Origin of the sequence: Xanthomonas sp. D-36-1 (assembly GCF_017746155.1) — a bacterium.
In the GTDB taxonomy this organism is placed as follows: domain Bacteria; phylum Pseudomonadota; class Gammaproteobacteria; order Xanthomonadales; family Xanthomonadaceae; genus Xanthomonas; species Xanthomonas cissicola.
The window spans coordinates 65842-85286 of sequence record NZ_JAGHWR010000025.1 but is presented as its reverse complement, the minus strand read 5'-3'; the positions used below and the strand labels follow the sequence as shown (position 1 = coordinate 85286).

Here is a 19445-nt window from a genome sequence, read left to right as displayed (position 1 = left end):
GCGTGGCAATCAAAACGTCCCGCGTTGAATGAACGGCGCTTGTTGATACAACAGGCGCTCGCCACCACGTGGATCCAGTTCCAGCCGGCTTGGCGTATCGAACACCAGCGTTTCGCGCCGTTTCAAGGAATACCGCTGCCAGTGCGGCGCCCCACGACGATTGGGGTCGCCATGCCGCGCAAACGCAAGCAGCGCTTCGCTCATCTGCTCGGCCATGCGCTGCGCATCGGCACCATCGCCGGTACGCGAACCCGGCTGGCGCACGTTGTCGAACACCAGCGGAATATCCAAGGTGTGGAAGGCGCCGAACTTGCCGCCATCCAGCGGCGAACCCCAGTCCAGTTGATAGACCCAGGTGGGCGCGCCCTGACGGGCACGCGCTTCGGCTTCTTCGACGGCGCCGCGCCACGAGCGGCCGGCGGTGGTGGCTGCGAAGAACACCTGCGACGGCGTGTACTGCGGATAGAGGCGCCGATATTCGGCAATGATCACCTGCGGCAACAGGTCCACATATTGCTGCGCCTCCAGCCTGGCCGGCAACTCGTCCCAACTCAGCGCGAAGTTCTTCGCATCGTTGCCGAGAAAGCCGCGTGTTTCATCGCGCGTATTGCCGATCACCATCGGAAGACGTGCCGACTGCACCGGCGCTGTTGGCCAGAACGGATGCACCGGCACGTTGCGCGCATCCAGCACCGGGCCGAAATACAGCGCGTTGCTTTCCACCCGCGATGGGTCGCGCACTTGCGCGGCAGCCAGCAGTTGGGCCACCGGCAGCGTGCGCATGCGCGCGATCTCGCCTGACGAAATCTTCAACGCGTCCAGCAGCAGCTGCGCGCGCTGGGTGGCCGCACGCGGCCCGGCCACGGTGACCTGTTGCCCGCTCATGGTCCAGGCGCGATGAAATAGCCCACGCGCGGCCGGCATCGCCATCAGCGTGGCGATCTTGGCGCCACCGCCGGATTGCCCAAACACCGTGACGTTGCCGGCGTCGCCACCGAATTCGGCCGCGTGCTGGCGCACCCATTGCAGCGCCTGGACCAGGTCCAGCTGCCCGGCATTGCCGGAGTCGGCAAAAGCGGCATCGCCCAACTGCGCCAACGACAGATAGCCAAACAGATTGAGCCGGTGATTGACGGTGACCACCACCACATCGCCGCGCTTGCACAGGCGCACGCCATCGTAGAGCGGGTCGCTGCCGGAGCCAGTGGTGTAGCCGCCGCCGTGGATATAGAACAACACCGGCCGCTTGCCGCCATCGCGCAGGCCGGGTGTCCACACATTGAGGAACAGGCAGTCCTCACTGGTGGGCTCGCTGGCCTTGGGCTGTGGCGCCGCTGCACCGAAACCGCTGGCATCGCGCACGTGGTGCCACGGCGTTTCCTGCAGCGGTGCCTGGAAGCGCCGTGGGCCGGTGTCGCCGCCATACGGGATGCCCTTGAACACGCAGACGCCCTGGTCGCGGTAGCCGCGCAGTGCGCCGCTCCGCACGCGTGCCAGCGGCGCGCCATCGTCGCGTGGCGGCGGAAGTACGGCCGCGGCAGCGAAGCCGGGGAGCGTTGCGGCGGCAGTGGCGAACAGGCCACCACGCAGCAGCGTGCGTCGGTGTGCGTCCGGCGTGGGCCGGGCCGTCATCGCGCCACCTCCTTCGCAGGTGCAGGTATCGGTGCGGGGTTGGATGCCGGCGTCTGCGGCTTGACGACATGCGCGATCCAGGCCTGCGCCAGCTGCGGCCATGCGGCCACGGTGAGGCCGGTGCCACGGGCAGTGCCGAAGCCATGGCCACCTTGCGGAAACACATGTAGTTCGCTCGGCACCCCGGCGCGCAGCAGCGCATCGTGCATCAGCAGGCTATTGCGCACCGAGACCACGGCGTCGTCCTGCGCATGCAGCAAAAAGGTGGGCGGCGTGCGTGCGTCCACGTGCAGCTGCGGCGAATAGGCCTGTACCTGCGCCTGGCTCGGGGCGCTGCCGAGCAGGCGTTCGCGTGAACCTTTGTGCGCGTTGGCGCTGTCCATGTCGATCACCGGGTAGATCAGCAGCTGGAAGTCCGGTCGTGCGCTCAGTGCATCGGCCGCGTCGATGGACGAATACGCCTGCGCGGCGTAACGCGTCCCCAGGCTGGCGGCCACATGGCCGCCGGCCGAAAAGCCCATCACGCCCACGCGCTGCGCATCGATGCCATAGCGCGCCGCGTTGGCGCGGATCAGCCGCAAGGCACGTTGCGCATCGGCCAGCGGCACGTCGGCGCCGTTCGGGTGGCCTTCGCCCGGCAGCCGGTAGCGCAGCACGAACAGGGTGATGCCGGCGGCGTCGACAAAGCCGGGCACCAGCGCGCTGCCCTCGTTGTCCAGCACGATGCGTTGGTAGCCGCCGCCAGGCGTGACCAGCAGGGCGGTGCCATTGGGCTGTTTGGGCCGGTAGACCACCAGATACGGCGTACTGACCTGCTGGATGTAGCGATCCGGCTGCGCCGGCTCGCTGCTGCGCTCGACGATGCGCTGCGGTTGCGGCAACGCCGTATCCCCCGGTGCCAGGCGCGTTGGCCACAGCGCGATCCGGCTGGCTTGTTCGGCGGCAGTGTCGGCGCTCGGTCGCTCGGCCGCCGGCGCCGGGCCGGCCAGCAACGCGCCCAGCACTAGGACCGCCAGGCCATGCCGCGTGGCGCGCGAAAGCGCGGTCAAAGCACGCGTTTGGCGTGTCTGTTCCATTCACCCCTCCCAGGGCCACTTCGTCACCGCGACCACAATTGCCGCAGTGCACATTGCCAATGACACCGGTTTACCATATACAGCACACCGTGCCGCTGTCGATTGGCAGTGCAACAAAACACCTATCGGGGAGACACCCTTGAGCAACGACGCCGCCACTCCGCCATCGTCCACACCCGCGCTGTCCGCCATCGCCCAGCGCTTTGTGGAAGCACGCCGTGCAGGGGCATCGCTGCCTGACTTTCCCGGGCAAATCCCCGACGATCTGGTCACCGCCTACCAGGTGCAGGACATCGCCATCAGCCAGTGGCACGACCACGTCGCCGGCTGGAAGGTGGGGTATATCGCCGCCGAGCGCCGCGACGCGTCCGGCGACGAGCGTCTGCTCGGCCCGATCTTCTCCCGGAAGGTCTGGAATGCTACCGGTGGAACAACCGAGTTCCCGATCTTTGTCGGCGGCTTCGGCGCAGTGGAAGCCGAATATGTCCTGATGCTCGGCGCCGACGCCCCGGCCGAGCAGACCCACTTCACGCCGGAGCAGGCGGCAGAGCTGCCGGCCACGTTGTTCATCGGGGTGGAGATCGCCAGCAGCCCGCTGGCCACCATCAACCAGTTAGGCCCGCGGGTGGTGATTTCGGACTTCGGCAACAACAACGGCCTGATTCTGGGCCCGGAAGTGACCGATTGGCTGGCGCGCGACGAGGCTGCGCTCACTGCCCAGACGCTGATCGACGAAAAGGTGGTCGGCACCGGCGGGGCCACCACGCTGCCGGGCGGGCTGCGCGCGGCCTACGCATTCGCGCTCAGCCGTTCGGCACAGCGCGGGCGTCCGCTCAAGCGCGGTGATCTGATTGCCACCGGCAATGCCACCGGTATCCACGACATCGAAGTGGGGCAACGTGCCCTGATTCGCTTCGCCGGCATCGGCGATATTTCCTGTACGGCCGTGTCCGCCAGTTGACGGCGGTCCCCGTGACCAGACGCTTGGGAGGGCGCCAATGATCACACGCCACATTTTCTTGGTGCCGGGCTCGGCGCCGCTGCCGCCGCCCCCTGGTTGGGGGCCGGCGCCACCACGCCGATTCCCGGCGGGCAGCTGCTTACCGCCACCGATGTACACGTCGGCGACTACCCCACCGTGGAAGCGGTGCGCTGGTTCGGCAAGCAACTGGAAGAACGCACCAATGGCCGGCTCAAGCTGCGCCAGTACCACTCCGGCCAGCTGGGCCGCGAATCGGAGGCGATCGACATGGCGCGCTTCGGCGCCATCGACATCACCCGTGTGTATTCGGGCGCGTTGAACAACACCTTCCCGCTCACGCAAGCGCTGTGCCTGCCGTACGTGTTCGACTCGGTACCGCATCTGCGTCGCGCCATCGACGGGCATGTCGGCGACAGCGTGCTGCGCAGCTTCGAGCAGCGCGATCTGGTCGGTCTTGCCATCTACGATTCGGGCGCGCGCTGCTTCTACAACACCAAGCATCCGCTGCATCGCCCGGAAGATCTCAAGGGCCTGAAATTGCGGGTGGCTTCGTCGGACATCTTCCTCAAGTTGATGCGCATGCTGGGCGCCAACCCCACGCCCATGTCGCTGGGCGAGACGTTTTCGGCGATGGAAACGCACATGATCGACGGTGCGGAAAACAACATGCGCAGCTTCCAGTCCAGCCGGCATTTCGAAGCCGCGCATTACTGGTCGCAGAGCGAGCATTCCTACGCGCCGGACATCCTGGTGATGTCGCGCAGGAGTTTTCAATCGCTGAGCGCGGCCGACCGTGGCCTGGTGGTGGAACTGGCGCGCGCCTCGGTGCCGGTGATGCGCAACTTGTGGGATGCCTCCGAGACGGTGGCGCGCAAGCAGGTGATCGACTACGGCGTGAAGCTCAACCAGGTCGACATGCCGGCATTCCGCGCTGCCGCTGCGCCGCTGTTGGCCGAATACCGCAAGCAGCCGGAGATCGAAACCCTGTACCGCCGCATCCGCGATTTCGCATAGAGGTGACCCGATGACCGAACCCGAGACTATTGCCGTCCCGGTCGCGCCGTTGCAGCGCGCGCTGGACCGCGTTTCCGATATCGCCGTGGGCGTGGCCTCATTGGCGCTGCTCGGCCTGGTGGTCGTGCAGGGCTGGCAGGTGTTCACCCGCTACGTGCTCAACGACTCGCCCAGCTGGACCGAACCGGTGACCTTGTTGCTGCTGAGCACCGCACTGAGCCTGGGCGCGGCGGCCGGTGTGCATACCAACCGCCACTTCGGCTTTTACCTGCTGGGCGAACACGTGCCGCCGCTGGTGCGCAAACTCTTTGAAGTGATCCGCCCGCTGATGATCATGTCCATTGGCGCGGTGCTTGCGTGGTGGAGCGCGGCGCTGCTGCTCGATGGCCTGGATATCAAGATGGCCGGCGCGCAGATGCCGCAGAGCATCAACTACCTGCCGCTGTCGATCGGCGGTGCGCTGATGGTGCTGTTTGCCGTGTTCAAGTTGTGGCGTGTGCTGCGCCCGGTCCATGTCGGAGGAGTGCGCTGATGGGCATCGCCATGTTGTTGGGCACCTTCGTGGTGCTGCTGCTGATCGGCGTGCCGGTGGCCTACGCCCTGGGCGCGGCGGCGCTGGCCACGCTGCTGTATCTGGACCTGCCCACGGTGGTGCTGGTGCAGCAGATTTCCGCCGGCAGCGGCTCGGCGTCGTTGATTGCGATTCCGCTGTTTATCTTCGCCGGCGAGTTGATGCTGCGCGGTGGCATTTCCGAACGCTTGATCGCCTTGGCGTCCTCGTTGGTCGGGCGTGTCCGCGGTGGCCTGGGCCAGGTCAGCGTGCTGTCGTCGCTGTTCTTCGGCGGCGTCTCCGGCTCGGCGATTGCCGATGTCTCGGCGGTCGGCGGCACCATGATTCCGCAGATGATCAAGCGCGGTTACGACCGCGATTACGCGGTCAACGTGAGCATGACCGCTGCGCTGGTGGCCTTGCTGGTGCCGCCTTCGCATAACCTGATCCTGTTCTCGGCCGCGGCCGGTGGCGGCTTGTCGATTGCCGATCTGTTCGCGGCCGGCATCTTCCCCGCGTTGTTGATGACCGCTGCGATGATGGTGACCGGCTATGCAGTGGCGCGTCATCGCGGCTACGGCACCGAAGCCTTTCCCGGTTGGCGTGCGGTGGCCTTGCGCCTGATCGGCGCGCTGCCCGGCCTGGGGCTGGTCGGCTTGATCTTCATCGGGATTCGCGCCGGCATCTTCACCGCAGTGGAAAGCGCCGCCATTGCCGTGGTGTACGCCTTGATCGTCACCGCGTTGTTGTATCGCCAATTGCGTTGGGCCGAGTTCTTCGCTGCGGTGACGCATGCGGCGCGCACCACCGGCGTGATCCTGTTCGTGATCGCCACCGCTGCGGTGTTCGGCTGGTTGCTGGCCTATCTGCAGGTCCCTGCAGCGGCGGTGAAGTTCCTGCAGGCCATTGCCGACAGCAAGAACACGGTGCTGCTGATGATCGTGGTGATGCTGCTGTTGCTGGGCATGTTCATGGACCTGGCGCCGAAGATCCTGATCTGCACGCCGATTTTCCTGCCGGTGGTCAAGGCCTATGGCATCGACCCGATCCACTTCGGCCTGGTGATGGTGCTGGCCGGCGGTATCGGTTTGATCACGCCGCCGATCGGCTCGGTGCTGTTCATCGGCACCTCCATCGGGCAGATCACCATTGCCCAAAGCATGCGCACCATCTGGCCGTTCTGGTTGGCAGCGCTGTGCGTGCTGTTGATCGTGGCGTTTTTCCCCGAGTTGTCGCTGTGGCTGCCGCGCGCCCTGCGCGCCTGAGCCGGGGTAACTGCGTGATGGCATGACTGGCAGACGGGCGATCGGTACGGCTTCTTCGCATCGTATCGATCGCCTGCCATCCAGATGCAAGCGCGCCAGACATCGTTACCGGTGGCGGGGTTCTACCGCATCTGGTTAACCGGTGGCATTGCCCGCCATCGTGGTAAAGCCCGGCATCCGGGACTAGGAGAGAGCATGCGTGTGCGTCCCATTTCATCCCGGTGGCGTTGGCTGATGGCCGGCGGCTTGCTGTTGTGCGCCGGCCTGAGCGCTGCGGCGGACTGGAAGCGCGGTATCGAACACCAGCGCATCGCCGACCAGGGCGATGGCAGCTTTCTCAATCCGGTGCTGGCCGGCGACCATCCCGATCCGTCGGTGCTCAAGGATGGCGATGATTACTACCTCACGCTGTCCTCGTTCGATGCGTACCCGGGTCTGCCGATCTGGCACTCGCGCGATCTGGTCAACTGGCAGCCGCTGGGCCACGCCATCACCCAGAACGTCGGTGCGATCTGGGCGCCTGACCTGATCAAGCACGGCAAGCGCTACTACATCTATTTCCCCGCGCGGCATGGCGATCAGGGCGAGCGCAGCAATTTCGTGGTGTGGGCCGACCACATCAAGGGCCCATGGAGCGCGCCGATCGATATCGGCCTGGGCAAATACATCGACCCCGGCCATGCGGTGGGCGAAGACGGCAAGCGCTACCTGTTCCTGAGCGGCGGCGATTACGTGCAGCTGTCCGATGACGGCTTGCAGGTGGTCGGCACGCCCAGGCACGTCTACGACGGCTGGAAATATCCGGAAAGCTGGGACGTGGAAGGCTACGCCCAGGGAAGGCCCCAAGATCACCCGCCACAACGGCTGGTACTACATGACGACCGCGGTGGGCGGCACCGCCGGCCCGCCGACCGGGCACATGGTGATCACCGCGCGTTCGCGTTCGATCCACGGTCCGTGGCAGAACGCGCCCAACAACCCGATCACCCGCACCAGGAGCGCGGATGAGCCATGGTGGTCGCGTGGCCACGCCACCCTGGTGGAAGGCACCGACGGCCGCTGGTGGATGCTCTACCACGGCTATGAACACGGCTACTGGACGCTGGGCCGGCAGGCCTTGCTCGACCCGATCGAATGGACCCCGGACGGTTGGTTCGTCGCCAAGGGCGGCGATCTGGGCACCCCGCTGAAGAAACCCAGCGGGCAGGCGCTGCAGCACGGGATGGCGTTGTCGGACGATTTCCGTGCCGCCACGCTGGGCCCGCAGTGGGCCTTCTTCAACCCGGCTGCCGACGAAGCCAAGCGCCTGCAGGTGGGCAATGGCGTGTTGCGCCTGCAGGGCAAGGGCAGCGCGCCGCGCGACGCTTCGCCGCTGACGGTGATCGCCACCGACCCGGCCTACCAGTTCGAAGTGCAGATGACCGTGGCACCGGGCGGGCAGGGCGGGGCGTTGCTGTTCTACAGCGACAAGCTCTATGCCGGCGTCGGCAGCAATGGGCAACAGTTCGTCATGCACCGCTATGGCGAGGAACGCCCGGGCACGCTGGCGCCCAGCACCACCGGCGGCACGCTGTGGCTGCGGGTCACCAACAACCGCCACATCGTCACCATTCACAGCAGTCCCGACGGCAGGACGTGGACCAAGTACCCGGTGCAGATGGAAGTGTCCGGTTACCACCACAACGTGGCCGGCAAGTTCCTGGCCCTGAAGCCGGCGCTGTATGCCGCAGGCCCCGGCCAGGTGGAATTCCGCAACTTCCGCTACCGCGCCCTTGACTGACTGACCGTTCTGCATCGGCGGGCATGTCGTGGCGCTGCCTGTTGTGGCAGGCCCGGCACGGCGGACCCGGTGCAGCGGCAGGCCTCGCTCAGGTCTACCGCCCCCGGGGCCGGTAGAATCCAATCAACTTTACTGGTTGACCGCTATGCCCGCCCGCAAGATGCCTGAAGAGGGAATGCCTGGCCTGCCGAAGGGTCGGGTTGCAACGATCAACGACATCGCGCGGATGTCGGGCGTGTCCAAGAAGACCGTCTCGCGGATCATCAACAATTCGCCACTGGTGCGCCAGGACACGCGCGAGAAGGTCGAGGCGCTGATGCGCGAGGTCGGCTACGCGCCGGATCCGCTCGCGCGCGGGCTGGCGTTCCGGCGCTCGTTCCTGATCGGCATGGTCTACGACAACCCCACCGCGCAATACATCGTGGACATGCAGTACGGCGCGCTGGACGCACTGCGCGGCTCCAGCTTCGAGCTGGTGGTGCACCCCTGCGACAGCCGCAGCCCCGGCTACATCGAAGGCGTGCGCCGCTTTGCCCAGGCACAGAAGCTACACGGCGTGATCCTGGTGCCACGCGCCTCCGAAGACCAGGCGCTGGCCGACATGCTGGCCGAGATCGGCTGCCGCTACACCCGCATCGCCTCGATCGCGCTGGATGCCACCTCGCAGACGGTGATCACCCACGACCGCGACGGGGCAGCGGAGGCGGCCGATTACCTGCTCTCGCTGGGCCACCGCGACATCGCCCTGGTCACCGGCCCCAGCGCCTACCGCTCCTCGATCGAGCGCACCTCCGGATTTGCCGACGCGCTGACCCGGCGCGGCATCGAGTTGCCGCCCGAGCGCATCGTCGAAGCCGGTTACACCTTCGAATCCGGCGTGGCGGCGGCCGAAAAGCTGCTGCTGGGCAAGAAACGGCCCACCGCCATCTTCACCGGTAACGACGAAATGGCCGCCGGTATCTACAAGGTCGCCCTGCGCGCCGGCATCAACATCCCGCGCCAGCTCTCGGTGATCGGCTACGACGACAGCTCGCTGGCCTCGCGCCTGTGGCCGCCGCTGACCTCGGTGCGCCGCCACACCCGCGACACCGGCCGCACGGCCGCGGCGATGCTGATCCAGCCCGACAACGCGCCGCAGCTGCCCACCGCCAGCGTGCGGCCGCACCTGATCGTGCGCGACTCCTGCCAGCCGCCGGAGGATTGATCGCCGCGCGCCGCGCGCTCCCCCATCCGCCCTCCGGGCACCTTCCCCCGCAGGCGGGGGAAGGCAGTCCGCCGGTCGCTGCTGTAAAGCCCCTCTCCCGCCTGCGGGAGAGGGGTTGGGGTGAGGGTACGGCGGCAGGCAGCCGTCCGGGAAAACCCAGCTGTAAGTCGAGGCGAAGGCACACATCAACGGTCACCCGCTCAACCCCCGCACGCTCATCCGGTGCTGTGCGCCACCTTCTCCCCCGGAAGAAGGAACAGGCCTCCGATAGGCCAGCGGCTGGCCCCCATCCGCCCTCCGGGCACCTTCCCCCGCAGGCGGGGGAAGGCAGTCCGGCGATGCTGCTGTAAAGCCCCTCTCCCGCCTGCGGGAGAGGGGTTGGGGTAAGGGTACGGCGGCAGGCAGCCGCCCGGGAAAACCCAGCAGTAAGCCGAGGCGAAGGCACGCATCAACGGTCACCCGCTCAAACCCCGCACGCTGATCCGGTGCTGTGCGCAACCTTCTCCCAGGGAGAACGGACAAGCCTCCCCGCCGCCGACACCTATTTCGTGCACTGCGCAATGACACCGGTTAACCAGAGTCGGTAGAATGGCCCGGTGCAAGCCACTGCCCCCGCGCTTGGCACCGGAGATCGCGCATGTCCCTGTACTGCAAGACCCATTACGCCACCCATCCCGACGCCATCAAGGGCGCCAGCAACGACGACCTGCGCGAGCTGTATCTGCTCGACGGGCTGTTCGTGGACGACGCGGTGACGCTCAAGTACACCCACTACGAGCGCTTCGTGCTCGGTGGCGCCGCGCCGCTGGGCAAGACGCTGGAACTGCCCCGACAGACCGAGCCGGCGTCGGCCGCCGGGCACCCGTTTCTGGAGCGTCGCGAGCTGGGCATTCTCAATGTCGGCGCAGGCACCGGCACGGTGACCGTGGACGGCACCGCCTACACGCTGGGGCCGAAGGACGGCCTGTACGTGGCGATGGGCAGCACCGATGTCAGTTTTGCCTCCGAAGACGCGGCCAACCCGGCCAAGTTCTATCTGGCCTCCACGCCGGCGCATGCGCGCTTCGAGACCAAGCAGCTCTCGATCAAGGATGCGGTGGCACTGGAGCGCGGCGCGCTGGAAACCAGCAACGAGCGCACCATTTACCAGTACATCGTGCCGGCCACCTGCCAGTCGTCGCAGCTGTTGCTCGGCCTGACCGTGCTCAAGCCCGGTAGTGTCTGGAACACCATGCCGCCGCATCTGCACGACCGCCGCAGCGAGGTGTATTTCTATTTCGACCTGGGCGCCAACGACCGCGTCTACCACTTCATGGGCGAACCCGATGCGCAGCGCCACATCGTGATTCAGAACAACGAAGCGGTGGTGTCGCCGCCGTGGTCCATCCACATGGGCGCCGGCACCTCCAATTACGCCTTCATCTGGGCAATGGGCGGCGAAAACCTGGATTACACCGACATGCATGTGCTGGATATCTGCCAGCTCAAGTAAGGCCTGCATCCACGCGCCTGCACGCAGGCGGCCGCGGCCATGACGCCGCTTTGTTCAAGCCGGTGCCAGTCACGCCGGCGCGATTCAGATGGGCCTTCGGCGCTGCACCCATTCGTATGACGTCATCGTCCGCGCACTACGCGGTTCACTCAGCACACCACGGCACATCCAGCAGGAGCGATAAGGTAATGAGCAATCCGTTCAGTCTCGAAGGCAAGGTCGCATTGGTCACCGGTGCCGACATCGCTGCCGCCGGCATCCAGGCGCCCACCGAGACCGAAGCGAAGGTCAAGGCGCTGGGCCGCCGGTTCATCGCCATCGAAGCCAACCTGATCAGCATCGAGCCAGTGCAGCGCATCGTCGACGAGACCATCGCCGGCCTCGGCGGGCTGGATATCCTGGTCAACAACGCCGGCCTGATCCGTCGCACCGATGCGGTGGATTTCAGCGAGCAGGATTGGGACGACGTGCTCAACGTCAACCTGAAGTCGGCCTTCTTCATGGCGCAGGCCGCAGGCCGTCACTTCATCGCGCAGGGCCGCGGCAAGATCATCAACATCGCCTCGATGCTGTCGTTCCAGGGCGGTATCCGCGTGCCGTCCTACACCGCCAGCAAGTCGGGCATCGCCGGCATCACCCGCCTGCTCGCCAACGAATGGGCCAGCAAGGGCGTGACCACCAATGCCATCGCACCGGGCTACATGGCCACCGACAACACTGCGCAGCTGCGTGCCGACGAAGACCGCAACAAGGCCATCCTGGACCGCATCCCGGCCGCGCGCTGGGGCGTGCCGGCCGACCTGGGCGGCACCGCGGTGTTCCTGGCCAGCAGCGCCTCGGACTACGTCAACGGCGCGATCATCCCGGTCGACGGCGGCTGGCTGGCACGCTGAGAAAAAACGCGCGCGGTTGCCTTCTCCCTCCGGGAGAAGGTGCCCGAAGGGCGGATGAGGGGCGGCATGCACGTGCACAACCCAGACACGCATGAAGTCCGCCACCCAAGCGCACCCATTCACCACATTCCAAACAACTTCCCCAACCCATCGGAGCATTCCCATGAAAATCGCACTCATGAATGAGTTTAGTCAGGCCGCCAAGAACCCGGTGATCCTGCAGCAACTCAACGACGTCGCCGGCGAGCAGGGCCATAGCGTCTTCAACGTCGGCATGGACGGCGACAACGACCACCGCCTGACCTACATCCACTTGGGCATCGTCGCCAGCCTGCTGCTGAACTCCAAGGCCGTGGACTTCGTCGTCGCCGGCTGCGGCACCGGCCAGGGCGCGATGATGTCGCTCAACGCGCACCCGGGCGTGTTCTGCGGCTATTGCATCGAGCCGACCGACGCCTACCTGTTCGCCCAGGTCAACAACGGCAATGCGCTGTCGCTGGCGTTTGCCAAGGGCTACGGCTGGGGTGCGGAAATCAACGTGCGTTACATCTTCGAAAAGGCCTTCAGCGGCGAGCGCGGCATGGGCTACCCGGCCGAGCGTCGCGAATCGCAACAGGCCAATGCCGGCATCCTGACCCAGCTCAAGCAGGCCACCGCCAAGTCGTACCTGGACGGCCTGCGCGCCATCGACCCGGAGCTGATCAAGCAGGCGATCGGCGGCGAGCGCTTCCAGCAGTGCTTCTTCGACAACGCGCAGGATGCAGAAATCCGCAACTTCGTCGCCGGCGTGCTGGGCAAGACCGAAGCCGCTGCTGCCTGAGTAAAGCCACAAGCGCATGCCTGATCCTGTCTAGGAGCAGGCATACGCCAGCATCGCGATGCAGTAGATCTTGTCTGAGCATCATGTATCGCGATGCCGCGGGCCCTTGATGGAAAAAGGCGTTTCATCAGGTGCATTACTTGATCTGGCGACGTTGACGTTTGACGCTCTGTTGCTGATGTGCGGGTTCGCTCACGCAGGCAACAAGCTCGCACCCATGTAGTCCCTCTCCTGCGGGGCGAAAAGGCGGCGCCTGCCTTCGGGCGCCCATGCCGCAAGGCGTGGGCCGCGGCGCGGAGCAGGGGGTGGGGTGAGGGTACGGCGGACGACAGCTCACCCAGGCAGCAAGGCGCACGCGCCGAACCATTGGACGAACCGCCACACCGTTGCATCGCTCACCAACCGCATCAACGCGTCACTCTGCCGAGCCCGATGAGCGCGCGAAGCGCAATTGCGTCGCCCAAGGCCACCCATGCGCTCCACGCGTCAGCACCGTATTGCAAACCGCAACAACGCCAGCAACAGCACGCTCACTCAGCGGAGCCCCCATGCATCGACTGCTCATCGCCATGCTGTTGCTCTGCACCGGCATCGCCCATGCCGCGCCACAGCGCATCTTCATCGCCGGAGATTCCACCGCCGCCGAATACGGTGCCGAGCGCGCCCCGCAGGCCGGTTGGGGCCAACTGCTGCAGGACTGGTTCGACCCGGCGCAGTGGCAGGTGCACAACCACGCCAAGGGCGGGCGCAGCACGCGCAGTTTCATCGCCGAAGGGCGCCTGGATGCCATCGCAAGAGAATTGCAACGCGGCGATGTGTTGCTGATCCAGTTCGGCCACAACGATGCCAAACGCGAAGACCCCACGCGCTACACCGATCCGACGACCGACTACGTGCAGTTCCTGCGCCGCTACATCGCCGCTGCGCGCGACAAGGGCGCCACACCGATCCTGATCACGCCGGCTGCGCGCCTGCTCTACGACTTCGGCGCGCTGCTCGACACCCATGGCCGCTACACCCTGGCCATGCAGCAACTTGCCGCGCAGGAACACGTGGGCCTGATCGATCTCAACGCCAGTTCCAGCGACTGGATCCGCGCGCTTGGCGAGCAGGCCGCCAAACCGTATTTCCTGTTCGTGCCCGAACAGGGCAAGGCCGACGGCACCCACTTCAGCCGCGCCGGCGCGACCGCCATCGCCTGCCTGGTGGTGCAGGGTTGGGTACAGCTGCAGCCGGCGCTCAAGTCGCAGCTGCAGCGCGATGCCGACTGCGGTGCTGCGCCCGACACCGCCACGCAACGTGCTGCACAACCACATCCGTCGTTGATCGCACACGAACGCGATCTCGCGCGTCGCCAGCCTGGCCCGCACGGTGGCGCTGGCCCGACCACGGCCTATCCGTTTTTCGCAGACGCGCCGGATCTGACGTTCGTGTTGCGCAAGCGGGTGCTGCACAAAGGCGCCGGCATCGGCCTGCATCTGCACGACAAGGACGAGATCTACTACATCGTCAGCGGGCGTGGCTTATACGCGCTGGACGGCAAGCAATACCAGGTCGCTGCCGGCGATGCGTTGTTGACGCGGCCGGGCAGCACGCACGCCTTGCAGCAAACCGGCGAAGAGCCGCTGGTGCTGTTGCTGGCGTACACCGCGTCCAAGTGACCCTCGCGCCCCAGACGGCGCAGCTGCAACGAGGCCCTGCGTTTTGCATACAGGCTGCGCTGTCACCAGGCATGGCCGGCGTGCGAGTCGCCTGCCTCCACGTGCAAATGGCCGCGGCAGCGAATCGGCGGCAGGAGACAGCCGATCCTGCCGGCACACGCGCCGTATCAGTGGTCTTCGCGGCGCGGATCCAACGATGCAGGCGTTCCAGCACCGTCAGGCCTTATCCACCCCGTAGTGTGTCAGCCCCAGGCGCGCCAGTTCGGCCGAGCGGCGGTAGTAGACCTCTTCCCAACCATCCACGCGCTGGCGGTCGGTGTCGTTCATGGCGTCGAGAATGTCTTCGATGCTGAGCAGATTCGGATCTTCTTCCAGGCGCTCGAATACCGCGCCCAGGCCCTCGATGGCTTGGCGCGCTTGCACCGCGCCCATGGCGGCCAGCCCCCGCACTGCATCGCTGCGGGTCGCCGCATCCCAACGGTCGAAATAGCGCGCGTAGCCGCTCTCGTTCATGTCCGCATCCAGCCGCGCCAGCGCGATGAGTTCGCGCTCGCCTGGCGACAGCGCATCCATGCGCCCACGCAACTGGGTGAGCTTGGCCTGCGCACGGGCAGCGCGGCGGCGCCACAGCAACTCAGGCATGTTGAGCAGGCCCTCCGGGGTGGGGGGCGCCACCGCGGGCCAGTTCACCCCGAAGCCGTCTTCGGTGATCTGCCATTGCGCGCGTTGCGGCGGCGATGCCTTGAGCAGGAGCCGGTGCGCCTGGATGGGCTCGTCGATGCGGATGCCGTTGGCCAGGGTGAACAGCAGGCGGGTGTCGTCCAGCTCCAAGCGCCGGATGCGCAGATGCGTCAGGTCCATTGAGCGAAGGCGATGTGAGGAGGTTTGACCTTAGTGCGCGTTGGCGGTGGTGTCGAGTCGGTGCAGGTCACATCGCGGCATCTTGACCGGGCCGCACTGCGGCGCGCCGCGGTCGGCGCCGGGTTAGCGCAGCAGTGACCTCACACGTCGCCGTCGCGGCTCCAACCCTCGCCGCTGCCGCGTTGGATCACCCGATCGCCCGGCAGCACATCACCCGCCGGCACCTGCGGCTGTTGTGCAAGCTCGGCATAAATCGGGGTGAAGTCCGGCGCAGTGGCCTGCATCAATTGCGCAAAGCTGTCGATGACGAAGTAGGTCTTCTGAAAGCTGTCGATGCGGTAGCGCGTGCGCATGATGCGTTGCAGGTCGAACCCAATGCGGTTGGGTGCCGGCGATTCCAGCGAATACAGCGATTCGCCCTTGGACGACACGATGCCGGCACCGTAGATGCGCAGGCCCTGCGGCGTGTCGATCAGGCCGAATTCCACCGTGTACCAATACAGCCGCGTGAGATTCTGCAGCGCGTCCGGGCCGATGCCGTGCGCCTTGACCCCGCCGCGGCCATAGGCCTGCATGAAGTCGGCAAACAGCGGGTTCATCAACAACGGCACATGCCCGAACAGGTCATGGAACAGATCGGGCTCGGCGATGTAATCGATTTGATCGGGCCGGCGGATCCACCAGGTCACCGGGAAGCGCTTGTTGGCCAGGTGATCGAAGAAATCCAGCTCCGGCAGCAGGCCCTGCACGCCGACCAAGGTCCAGCCGGTAGCTGCCTGCAGCACGCGATTGAGCGCATCGAAGCGCGGGATGTGCGTCTGGCCCATGCCCATCGCGTCCTGCGCCTGCAGGAACTCCTCGCAGGCGCGGCCGACCAGCAGCTCGCGCTGGCGCCGGTACAAGGTGCCCCAGGTGGCGTGATCGTCGGCGCTGTAGCCGTCCCACGGCTGCTCCACCACCGCAGTGGTGTAGACCGGCACATAGCCCTTGTCGGTGAGCTGGTTTTCGACGCGTTGCGGGGCGGTAGTCATGCAGCGGCACTTCCCGGTGATCAGCCTTCACCTTAGCTGGATGTTGGCGCAACGGGATTGCAAATATTGCGCAGCGCAGGCCGACTGGCGCAAGATTCGTGCGTCATGTTCTGCTGCTGCGCAACATATGGATCAGCCTGTCGCCCTGGACCGCACCGATTTGCGCTTGCTCGCGTTACTGCAGACCCAGGGGCGCAGCAGCAATGCCGAGCTGGCCGCGCAGGTCAATCTGTCGGCGTCTGCGTGCCTGCGCCGCACGCAGCGCCTGGAGGCCGCCGGCATCATCGCCGGCTACGGCGCGCGGCTGGATGCGCGCGCGCTGGGGCTGGGCTTGCAGGCGTTCGTGCGTGTGCAGCTGGAGCAGCACGGGCAAGCCGACATCGAGCATTTCGCCGAGGGCGTGCGCGGCTGGGATGAGGTGGTGGCGTGTTGGGCGCTGACCGGCGACATGGATTACCTGTTGCAGGTGCAAGTGCGCGACCTGGAACACTTCTCGCGGTTTCTGCTCGATCGCCTGCTCAATGCCACCGGCGTCTCAGATGTGAATTCCAGCTTCGTGCTGCGCACGGTGAAGGCGCCGGAAGGTCTGCCGCTGTCGCATCTGGCCTGACGTGCAGATCAGCAATATGCCTTAGGGCAGGGCGCCGCTCGCACGGTGCAGCCGGCAAGGCGCACTGGCGTGCCGTCGCTTCCCAGGCGACGCAGGAAACGTGCCGCTTGCCACATAAACGATAACGATTTACATTTACCTCACATCTTGGCCGCGTCCGGCCATGTCGTTCGTGTCGCATCGCCAGCCCACGCAGGGTCAGCCAGCCGGTTCGAGTGGACGCCCGCGTGTGCCTGTGCCTTTCCCTGTTGCGTGACGCGCTGCGTCCGCAACGATCGACGAGAACGCCCCATGTCTGCTGCCATCGCTCCCCTTGGCCTGTTGTCTGCCGCGCTGCTGTGCGCACTGTCGACCTTGGCCCCCGCCGCGCATGCCGCCGAGGCCGCCGATGCGACCAATGCCACGACGCTCGACCAGGTCAGCGTCAACGGCACGGTGAGTCGCGCGCAACCGGCCACCACCACGCGGCTGCCGCTGACCCTGCAGGAAACGCCGCAGTCGGTGAGCGTGATCGGGTTGCAGCGCCTGGAAGAGCAATCGCTGTTCAGCATCGACGATGTGATGCGTCATGTCACCGGCGTCAACGTATCGTTCTACGACACCCAGCGGCCGTTGTATTTCGCACGCGGTTTCCAGATCACCGACTTCCAGGTCGACGGCCTGCCCACCTACAGCGGCGCCACCAATCAGGAATACGACACGGTCTTCTACGACCGCATCGAAGTGATCCGCGGCGCCAATGGCCTGCTCACCGGCGCGGGCATTCCTTCGGCCACGGTGAACCTGTTGCGCAAGCGCCCTGGCAAGGATTTCGATGCCTCGTTCGGCGTGAGTGCGGGCACCTGGGATTTCCGCCGCATGCAGGCCGACGTCAATGCGCCGCTGACCGAAGACGGACGCTTTCGCAGCCGCGTGGTGGCCGCCTGGCAGGATCGCGATTACTACTACGACCGCTACCACGACAACAAGATGTCGGGCATGGCGGTGCTGGAAGGCGACCTGACCGAGAGCAGCACGCTGACCGTCGGCTACCAGTGCCAGGACAACACCCCGGTCGGTTCGACCTGGGGCACGGTGCCGTTCTTCGCGGCCGACGGCTCCTTCGCCAACCTGTCGCGCTCGACCAACATGGCGCCGGAATGGACGCGCTGGCAACGCGAAACCAGCACTGCGTTCGCCAACCTGGAACAACGCTTCGGGCAGGACTGGTTGCTGCGCGTCAACACCGCCCACACCAAGGGCGCCGTGCAGAGCCTGCGCGTCTACGGCACCGGTTACCCGGCCGCCGATGGCAGCGGCGTGTTTTTGCGCGCCAACGCTAGCGAAACGCAGGACACGCGCGATAGCGTGGACGTGTATCTGTCCGGCGGATTCGCCTTGTTCGGCCGCCAGCACGATGTGGTGATCGGCGGCAGCTGGCAGGACCTGCAATCGACCACCTATACCGTGGCGCAGACCTATCCCGCCGACTGGGCCACCTGCGGCGCCGAACGTTGCTATTTCATTCCCAACATCCGCAGCTGGAACGGCGACGCGTCCGAGGTGACCTATGCGCGTACCGGCGCGCGTCGCCAGGCACGCACCACCCAGCGCGGCGTGTATGCATCCACGCGCTTCCGCCTGGCCGACCCGCTGTCGTTGATTGCGGGCGCGCGGCTGAGCTCCTGGGAGACCCGCACCCAGGCGTTCGATGCCAGCGGCAGCTACACCGGCACCAGCGGCCGTTATGAAGTCAGCGACGAAGTCACCCCATACGTCGGCCTGGTGTACGACATCGTGCCGGATGTGTCGGTCTACGCCAGCTACACCGAAATCTTCAACCCGCAGAACTACCGCGACAAGGACAACAACCTGCTCGCACCGGTGGAAGGGTCCAACCTGGAAGCCGGCATCAAGGCGCAGTTGTTCGATGGCCATGCGATGGCCACCGCCGCCGTGTTCGAAGCCAAGCAGGACAACTATGCGGTGCGCGACATGACCCAGCCGGAAGCTTCGCTGCCCGATGGCAGTTCGGCCTACATCGGCGTGGACGGCACCAAGAGCCGTGGCTGGGAAGTGGACGTCAATGGCGAAGTGCGACCCGGTTGGACCGTCAACGCCGGCTATACCCACGTCAAGGTGACGCGCGCGCCCACCGATGCGATCTACGCCAACCTGCCCGAAGATTATCTGCAGCTCTCCACCCAGTGGCGCCTGCCGGGGACGTGGGACCGGTTGAGCATCGGCGGCGGCGTGAGCTGGCAGAGCGCGGTGCGCGGCTTCAATATCGCACGCCCCACCGGCGACGGCACTGGCGCTACCACGCCGGTCACCGTGGTGCAGAACCCGTACGCGCTGGTGCATTTCAACGCCAACTACCGCATCAGCGACCAATGGACCGCCACGCTGGCGGTCCGTAACGCATTCGACAAGACCTACTGGGCGAATCTGGATTATCAGAACTACGGCGAACCGCGCTTTGTCAGCGTGTCGCTACGTTGGCGGTATTGAGGCATTGCCGATGAAGTTCGGGCTTGAGACGTTGCCCATCAGGTCCAGGCGTTGCTACCGGTAAGGCCTCGCGGCCAGGGCCGC

The 19445-nt window shown here is 66.0% G+C and carries 15 protein-coding genes and 1 pseudogene; 12 read left to right on the top strand and 4 right to left on the bottom strand.

Annotation, left to right across the window (positions count from 1 at the left end; translation table 11 throughout):
- Positions 1–9: 9 nt before the first annotated feature.
- Both J7367_RS07835 and J7367_RS07830 read right to left on the bottom strand, forming a co-directional pair.
- The gene (locus tag J7367_RS07835) at positions 10–1632 is read right to left on the bottom strand and encodes a carboxylesterase/lipase family protein (protein WP_057662797.1); all 1623 of its coding nucleotides are present in this window, start codon (positions 1630–1632) and stop codon (positions 10–12) included.
- The gene (locus J7367_RS07830; protein ID WP_022557838.1) at positions 1629–2708 is read right to left on the bottom strand and encodes an alpha/beta hydrolase; all 1080 of its coding nucleotides are present in this window, start codon (positions 2706–2708) and stop codon (positions 1629–1631) included. The genes J7367_RS07835 and J7367_RS07830 overlap by 4 nt, the downstream gene beginning before the upstream one ends.
- Before the next feature lie 139 nt (positions 2709–2847).
- Here J7367_RS07830 and J7367_RS07825 point away from each other — a divergent pair, with 139 nt between their 5' ends.
- From J7367_RS07825 to J7367_RS07780, 10 genes and pseudogenes are all read left to right on the top strand, one after another.
- Positions 2848–3669 carry a 2-keto-4-pentenoate hydratase gene (locus J7367_RS07825; RefSeq protein ID WP_057662794.1) on the top strand — a complete coding sequence of 274 codons (822 nt, stop codon included), beginning with the start codon at positions 2848–2850 and terminating at the stop codon, positions 3667–3669.
- A gap of 96 nt (positions 3670–3765) precedes the next feature.
- Positions 3766–4704 (top strand): TRAP transporter substrate-binding protein, encoded by a 939-nt coding sequence (locus tag J7367_RS07820; protein WP_057662791.1) that lies wholly within the window; start codon positions 3766–3768, stop codon positions 4702–4704.
- 10 nt (positions 4705–4714) lie between these two features.
- The gene (locus J7367_RS07815) at positions 4715–5236 is read left to right on the top strand and encodes a TRAP transporter small permease (protein ID WP_007968133.1); all 522 of its coding nucleotides are present in this window, start codon (positions 4715–4717) and stop codon (positions 5234–5236) included.
- On the top strand, positions 5236–6519 hold the full coding sequence (locus tag J7367_RS07810; RefSeq protein ID WP_005912129.1) for a TRAP transporter large permease: 1284 nt from the start codon (positions 5236–5238) through the stop codon (positions 6517–6519). The genes J7367_RS07815 and J7367_RS07810 overlap by 1 nt, the downstream gene beginning before the upstream one ends.
- Positions 6520–6714: 195 nt before the next feature.
- Positions 6715–8299, top strand: a pseudogene (locus tag J7367_RS07805) (family 43 glycosylhydrolase).
- A gap of 145 nt (positions 8300–8444) precedes the next feature.
- Positions 8445–9503, top strand: coding sequence for a LacI family DNA-binding transcriptional regulator (locus tag J7367_RS07800; protein WP_007968130.1), 1059 nt, complete (start codon positions 8445–8447; stop codon positions 9501–9503).
- Positions 9504–10140: 637 nt separating this feature from the next.
- On the top strand, positions 10141–10995 hold the full coding sequence (gene kduI, locus J7367_RS07795; RefSeq protein ID WP_007968129.1) for a 5-dehydro-4-deoxy-D-glucuronate isomerase: 855 nt from the start codon (positions 10141–10143) through the stop codon (positions 10993–10995).
- 188 nt (positions 10996–11183) lie between these two features.
- On the top strand, positions 11184–11888 hold the full coding sequence (gene kduD / locus J7367_RS07790; protein ID WP_209028915.1) for a 2-dehydro-3-deoxy-D-gluconate 5-dehydrogenase KduD: 705 nt from the start codon (positions 11184–11186) through the stop codon (positions 11886–11888).
- Positions 11889–12051: 163 nt separating this feature from the next.
- Entirely contained in the window at positions 12052–12708 is a 657-nt protein-coding gene (locus J7367_RS07785) for an RpiB/LacA/LacB family sugar-phosphate isomerase (protein WP_003490465.1), read from the top strand.
- Positions 12709–13256: 548 nt separating this feature from the next.
- Positions 13257–14369, top strand: a complete 1113-nt coding sequence (locus J7367_RS07780; protein ID WP_057659362.1) for a GDSL-type esterase/lipase family protein — start codon at positions 13257–13259, stop codon at positions 14367–14369.
- 216 nt (positions 14370–14585) lie between these two features.
- On the opposite strand, the gene J7367_RS07775 is transcribed toward J7367_RS07780, so the two are convergent.
- A complete protein-coding gene (locus J7367_RS07775; RefSeq protein WP_007968126.1) occupies positions 14586–15230 on the bottom strand; it encodes a DUF4375 domain-containing protein in 645 nt (214 codons plus the stop codon).
- A 140-nt stretch (positions 15231–15370) separates the two neighbouring features.
- Positions 15371–16261 (bottom strand): phenylalanine 4-monooxygenase, encoded by an 891-nt coding sequence (phhA, locus tag J7367_RS07770; protein WP_007968125.1) that lies wholly within the window; start codon positions 16259–16261, stop codon positions 15371–15373.
- Between the two features lie 127 nt (positions 16262–16388).
- Here phhA and J7367_RS07765 point away from each other — a divergent pair, with 127 nt between their 5' ends.
- Positions 16389–16871 (top strand): Lrp/AsnC family transcriptional regulator, encoded by a 483-nt coding sequence (locus J7367_RS07765; protein WP_033481374.1) that lies wholly within the window; start codon positions 16389–16391, stop codon positions 16869–16871.
- Between the two features lie 291 nt (positions 16872–17162).
- Positions 17163–19361, top strand: coding sequence for a TonB-dependent siderophore receptor (locus J7367_RS07760; protein WP_057659360.1), 2199 nt, complete (start codon positions 17163–17165; stop codon positions 19359–19361).
- The last annotated feature ends 84 nt before the right edge of the window (positions 19362–19445 follow it).

Bases quoted from the DNA above. Each gene is read 5' to 3' on its own strand.
- kduI (WP_007968129.1), top strand. From the start codon at position 10,141: ATGTCCCTGTACTGCAAGACCCATTACGCCACCCATCCCGACGCCATC.
- J7367_RS07810 (WP_005912129.1), top strand. From the start codon at position 5,236: ATGGGCATCGCCATGTTGTTGGGCACCTTCGTGGTGCTGCTGCTGATC.
- J7367_RS07765 (WP_033481374.1), top strand. From the start codon at position 16,389: ATGGATCAGCCTGTCGCCCTGGACCGCACCGATTTGCGCTTGCTCGCG.
- kduD (WP_209028915.1), top strand. From the start codon at position 11,184: ATGAGCAATCCGTTCAGTCTCGAAGGCAAGGTCGCATTGGTCACCGGT.
- J7367_RS07775 (WP_007968126.1), bottom strand. From the start codon at position 15,230: ATGGACCTGACGCATCTGCGCATCCGGCGCTTGGAGCTGGACGACACC.
- J7367_RS07785 (WP_003490465.1), top strand. From the start codon at position 12,052: ATGAAAATCGCACTCATGAATGAGTTTAGTCAGGCCGCCAAGAACCCG.
- J7367_RS07760 (WP_057659360.1), top strand. From the start codon at position 17,163: ATGTCTGCTGCCATCGCTCCCCTTGGCCTGTTGTCTGCCGCGCTGCTG.
- J7367_RS07815 (WP_007968133.1), top strand. From the start codon at position 4,715: ATGACCGAACCCGAGACTATTGCCGTCCCGGTCGCGCCGTTGCAGCGC.
- J7367_RS07780 (WP_057659362.1), top strand. From the start codon at position 13,257: ATGCATCGACTGCTCATCGCCATGCTGTTGCTCTGCACCGGCATCGCC.
- J7367_RS07830 (WP_022557838.1), bottom strand. From the start codon at position 2,708: ATGGAACAGACACGCCAAACGCGTGCTTTGACCGCGCTTTCGCGCGCC.
- J7367_RS07800 (WP_007968130.1), top strand. From the start codon at position 8,445: ATGCCCGCCCGCAAGATGCCTGAAGAGGGAATGCCTGGCCTGCCGAAG.
- phhA (WP_007968125.1), bottom strand. From the start codon at position 16,261: ATGACTACCGCCCCGCAACGCGTCGAAAACCAGCTCACCGACAAGGGC.
- J7367_RS07835 (WP_057662797.1), bottom strand. From the start codon at position 1,632: ATGACGGCCCGGCCCACGCCGGACGCACACCGACGCACGCTGCTGCGT.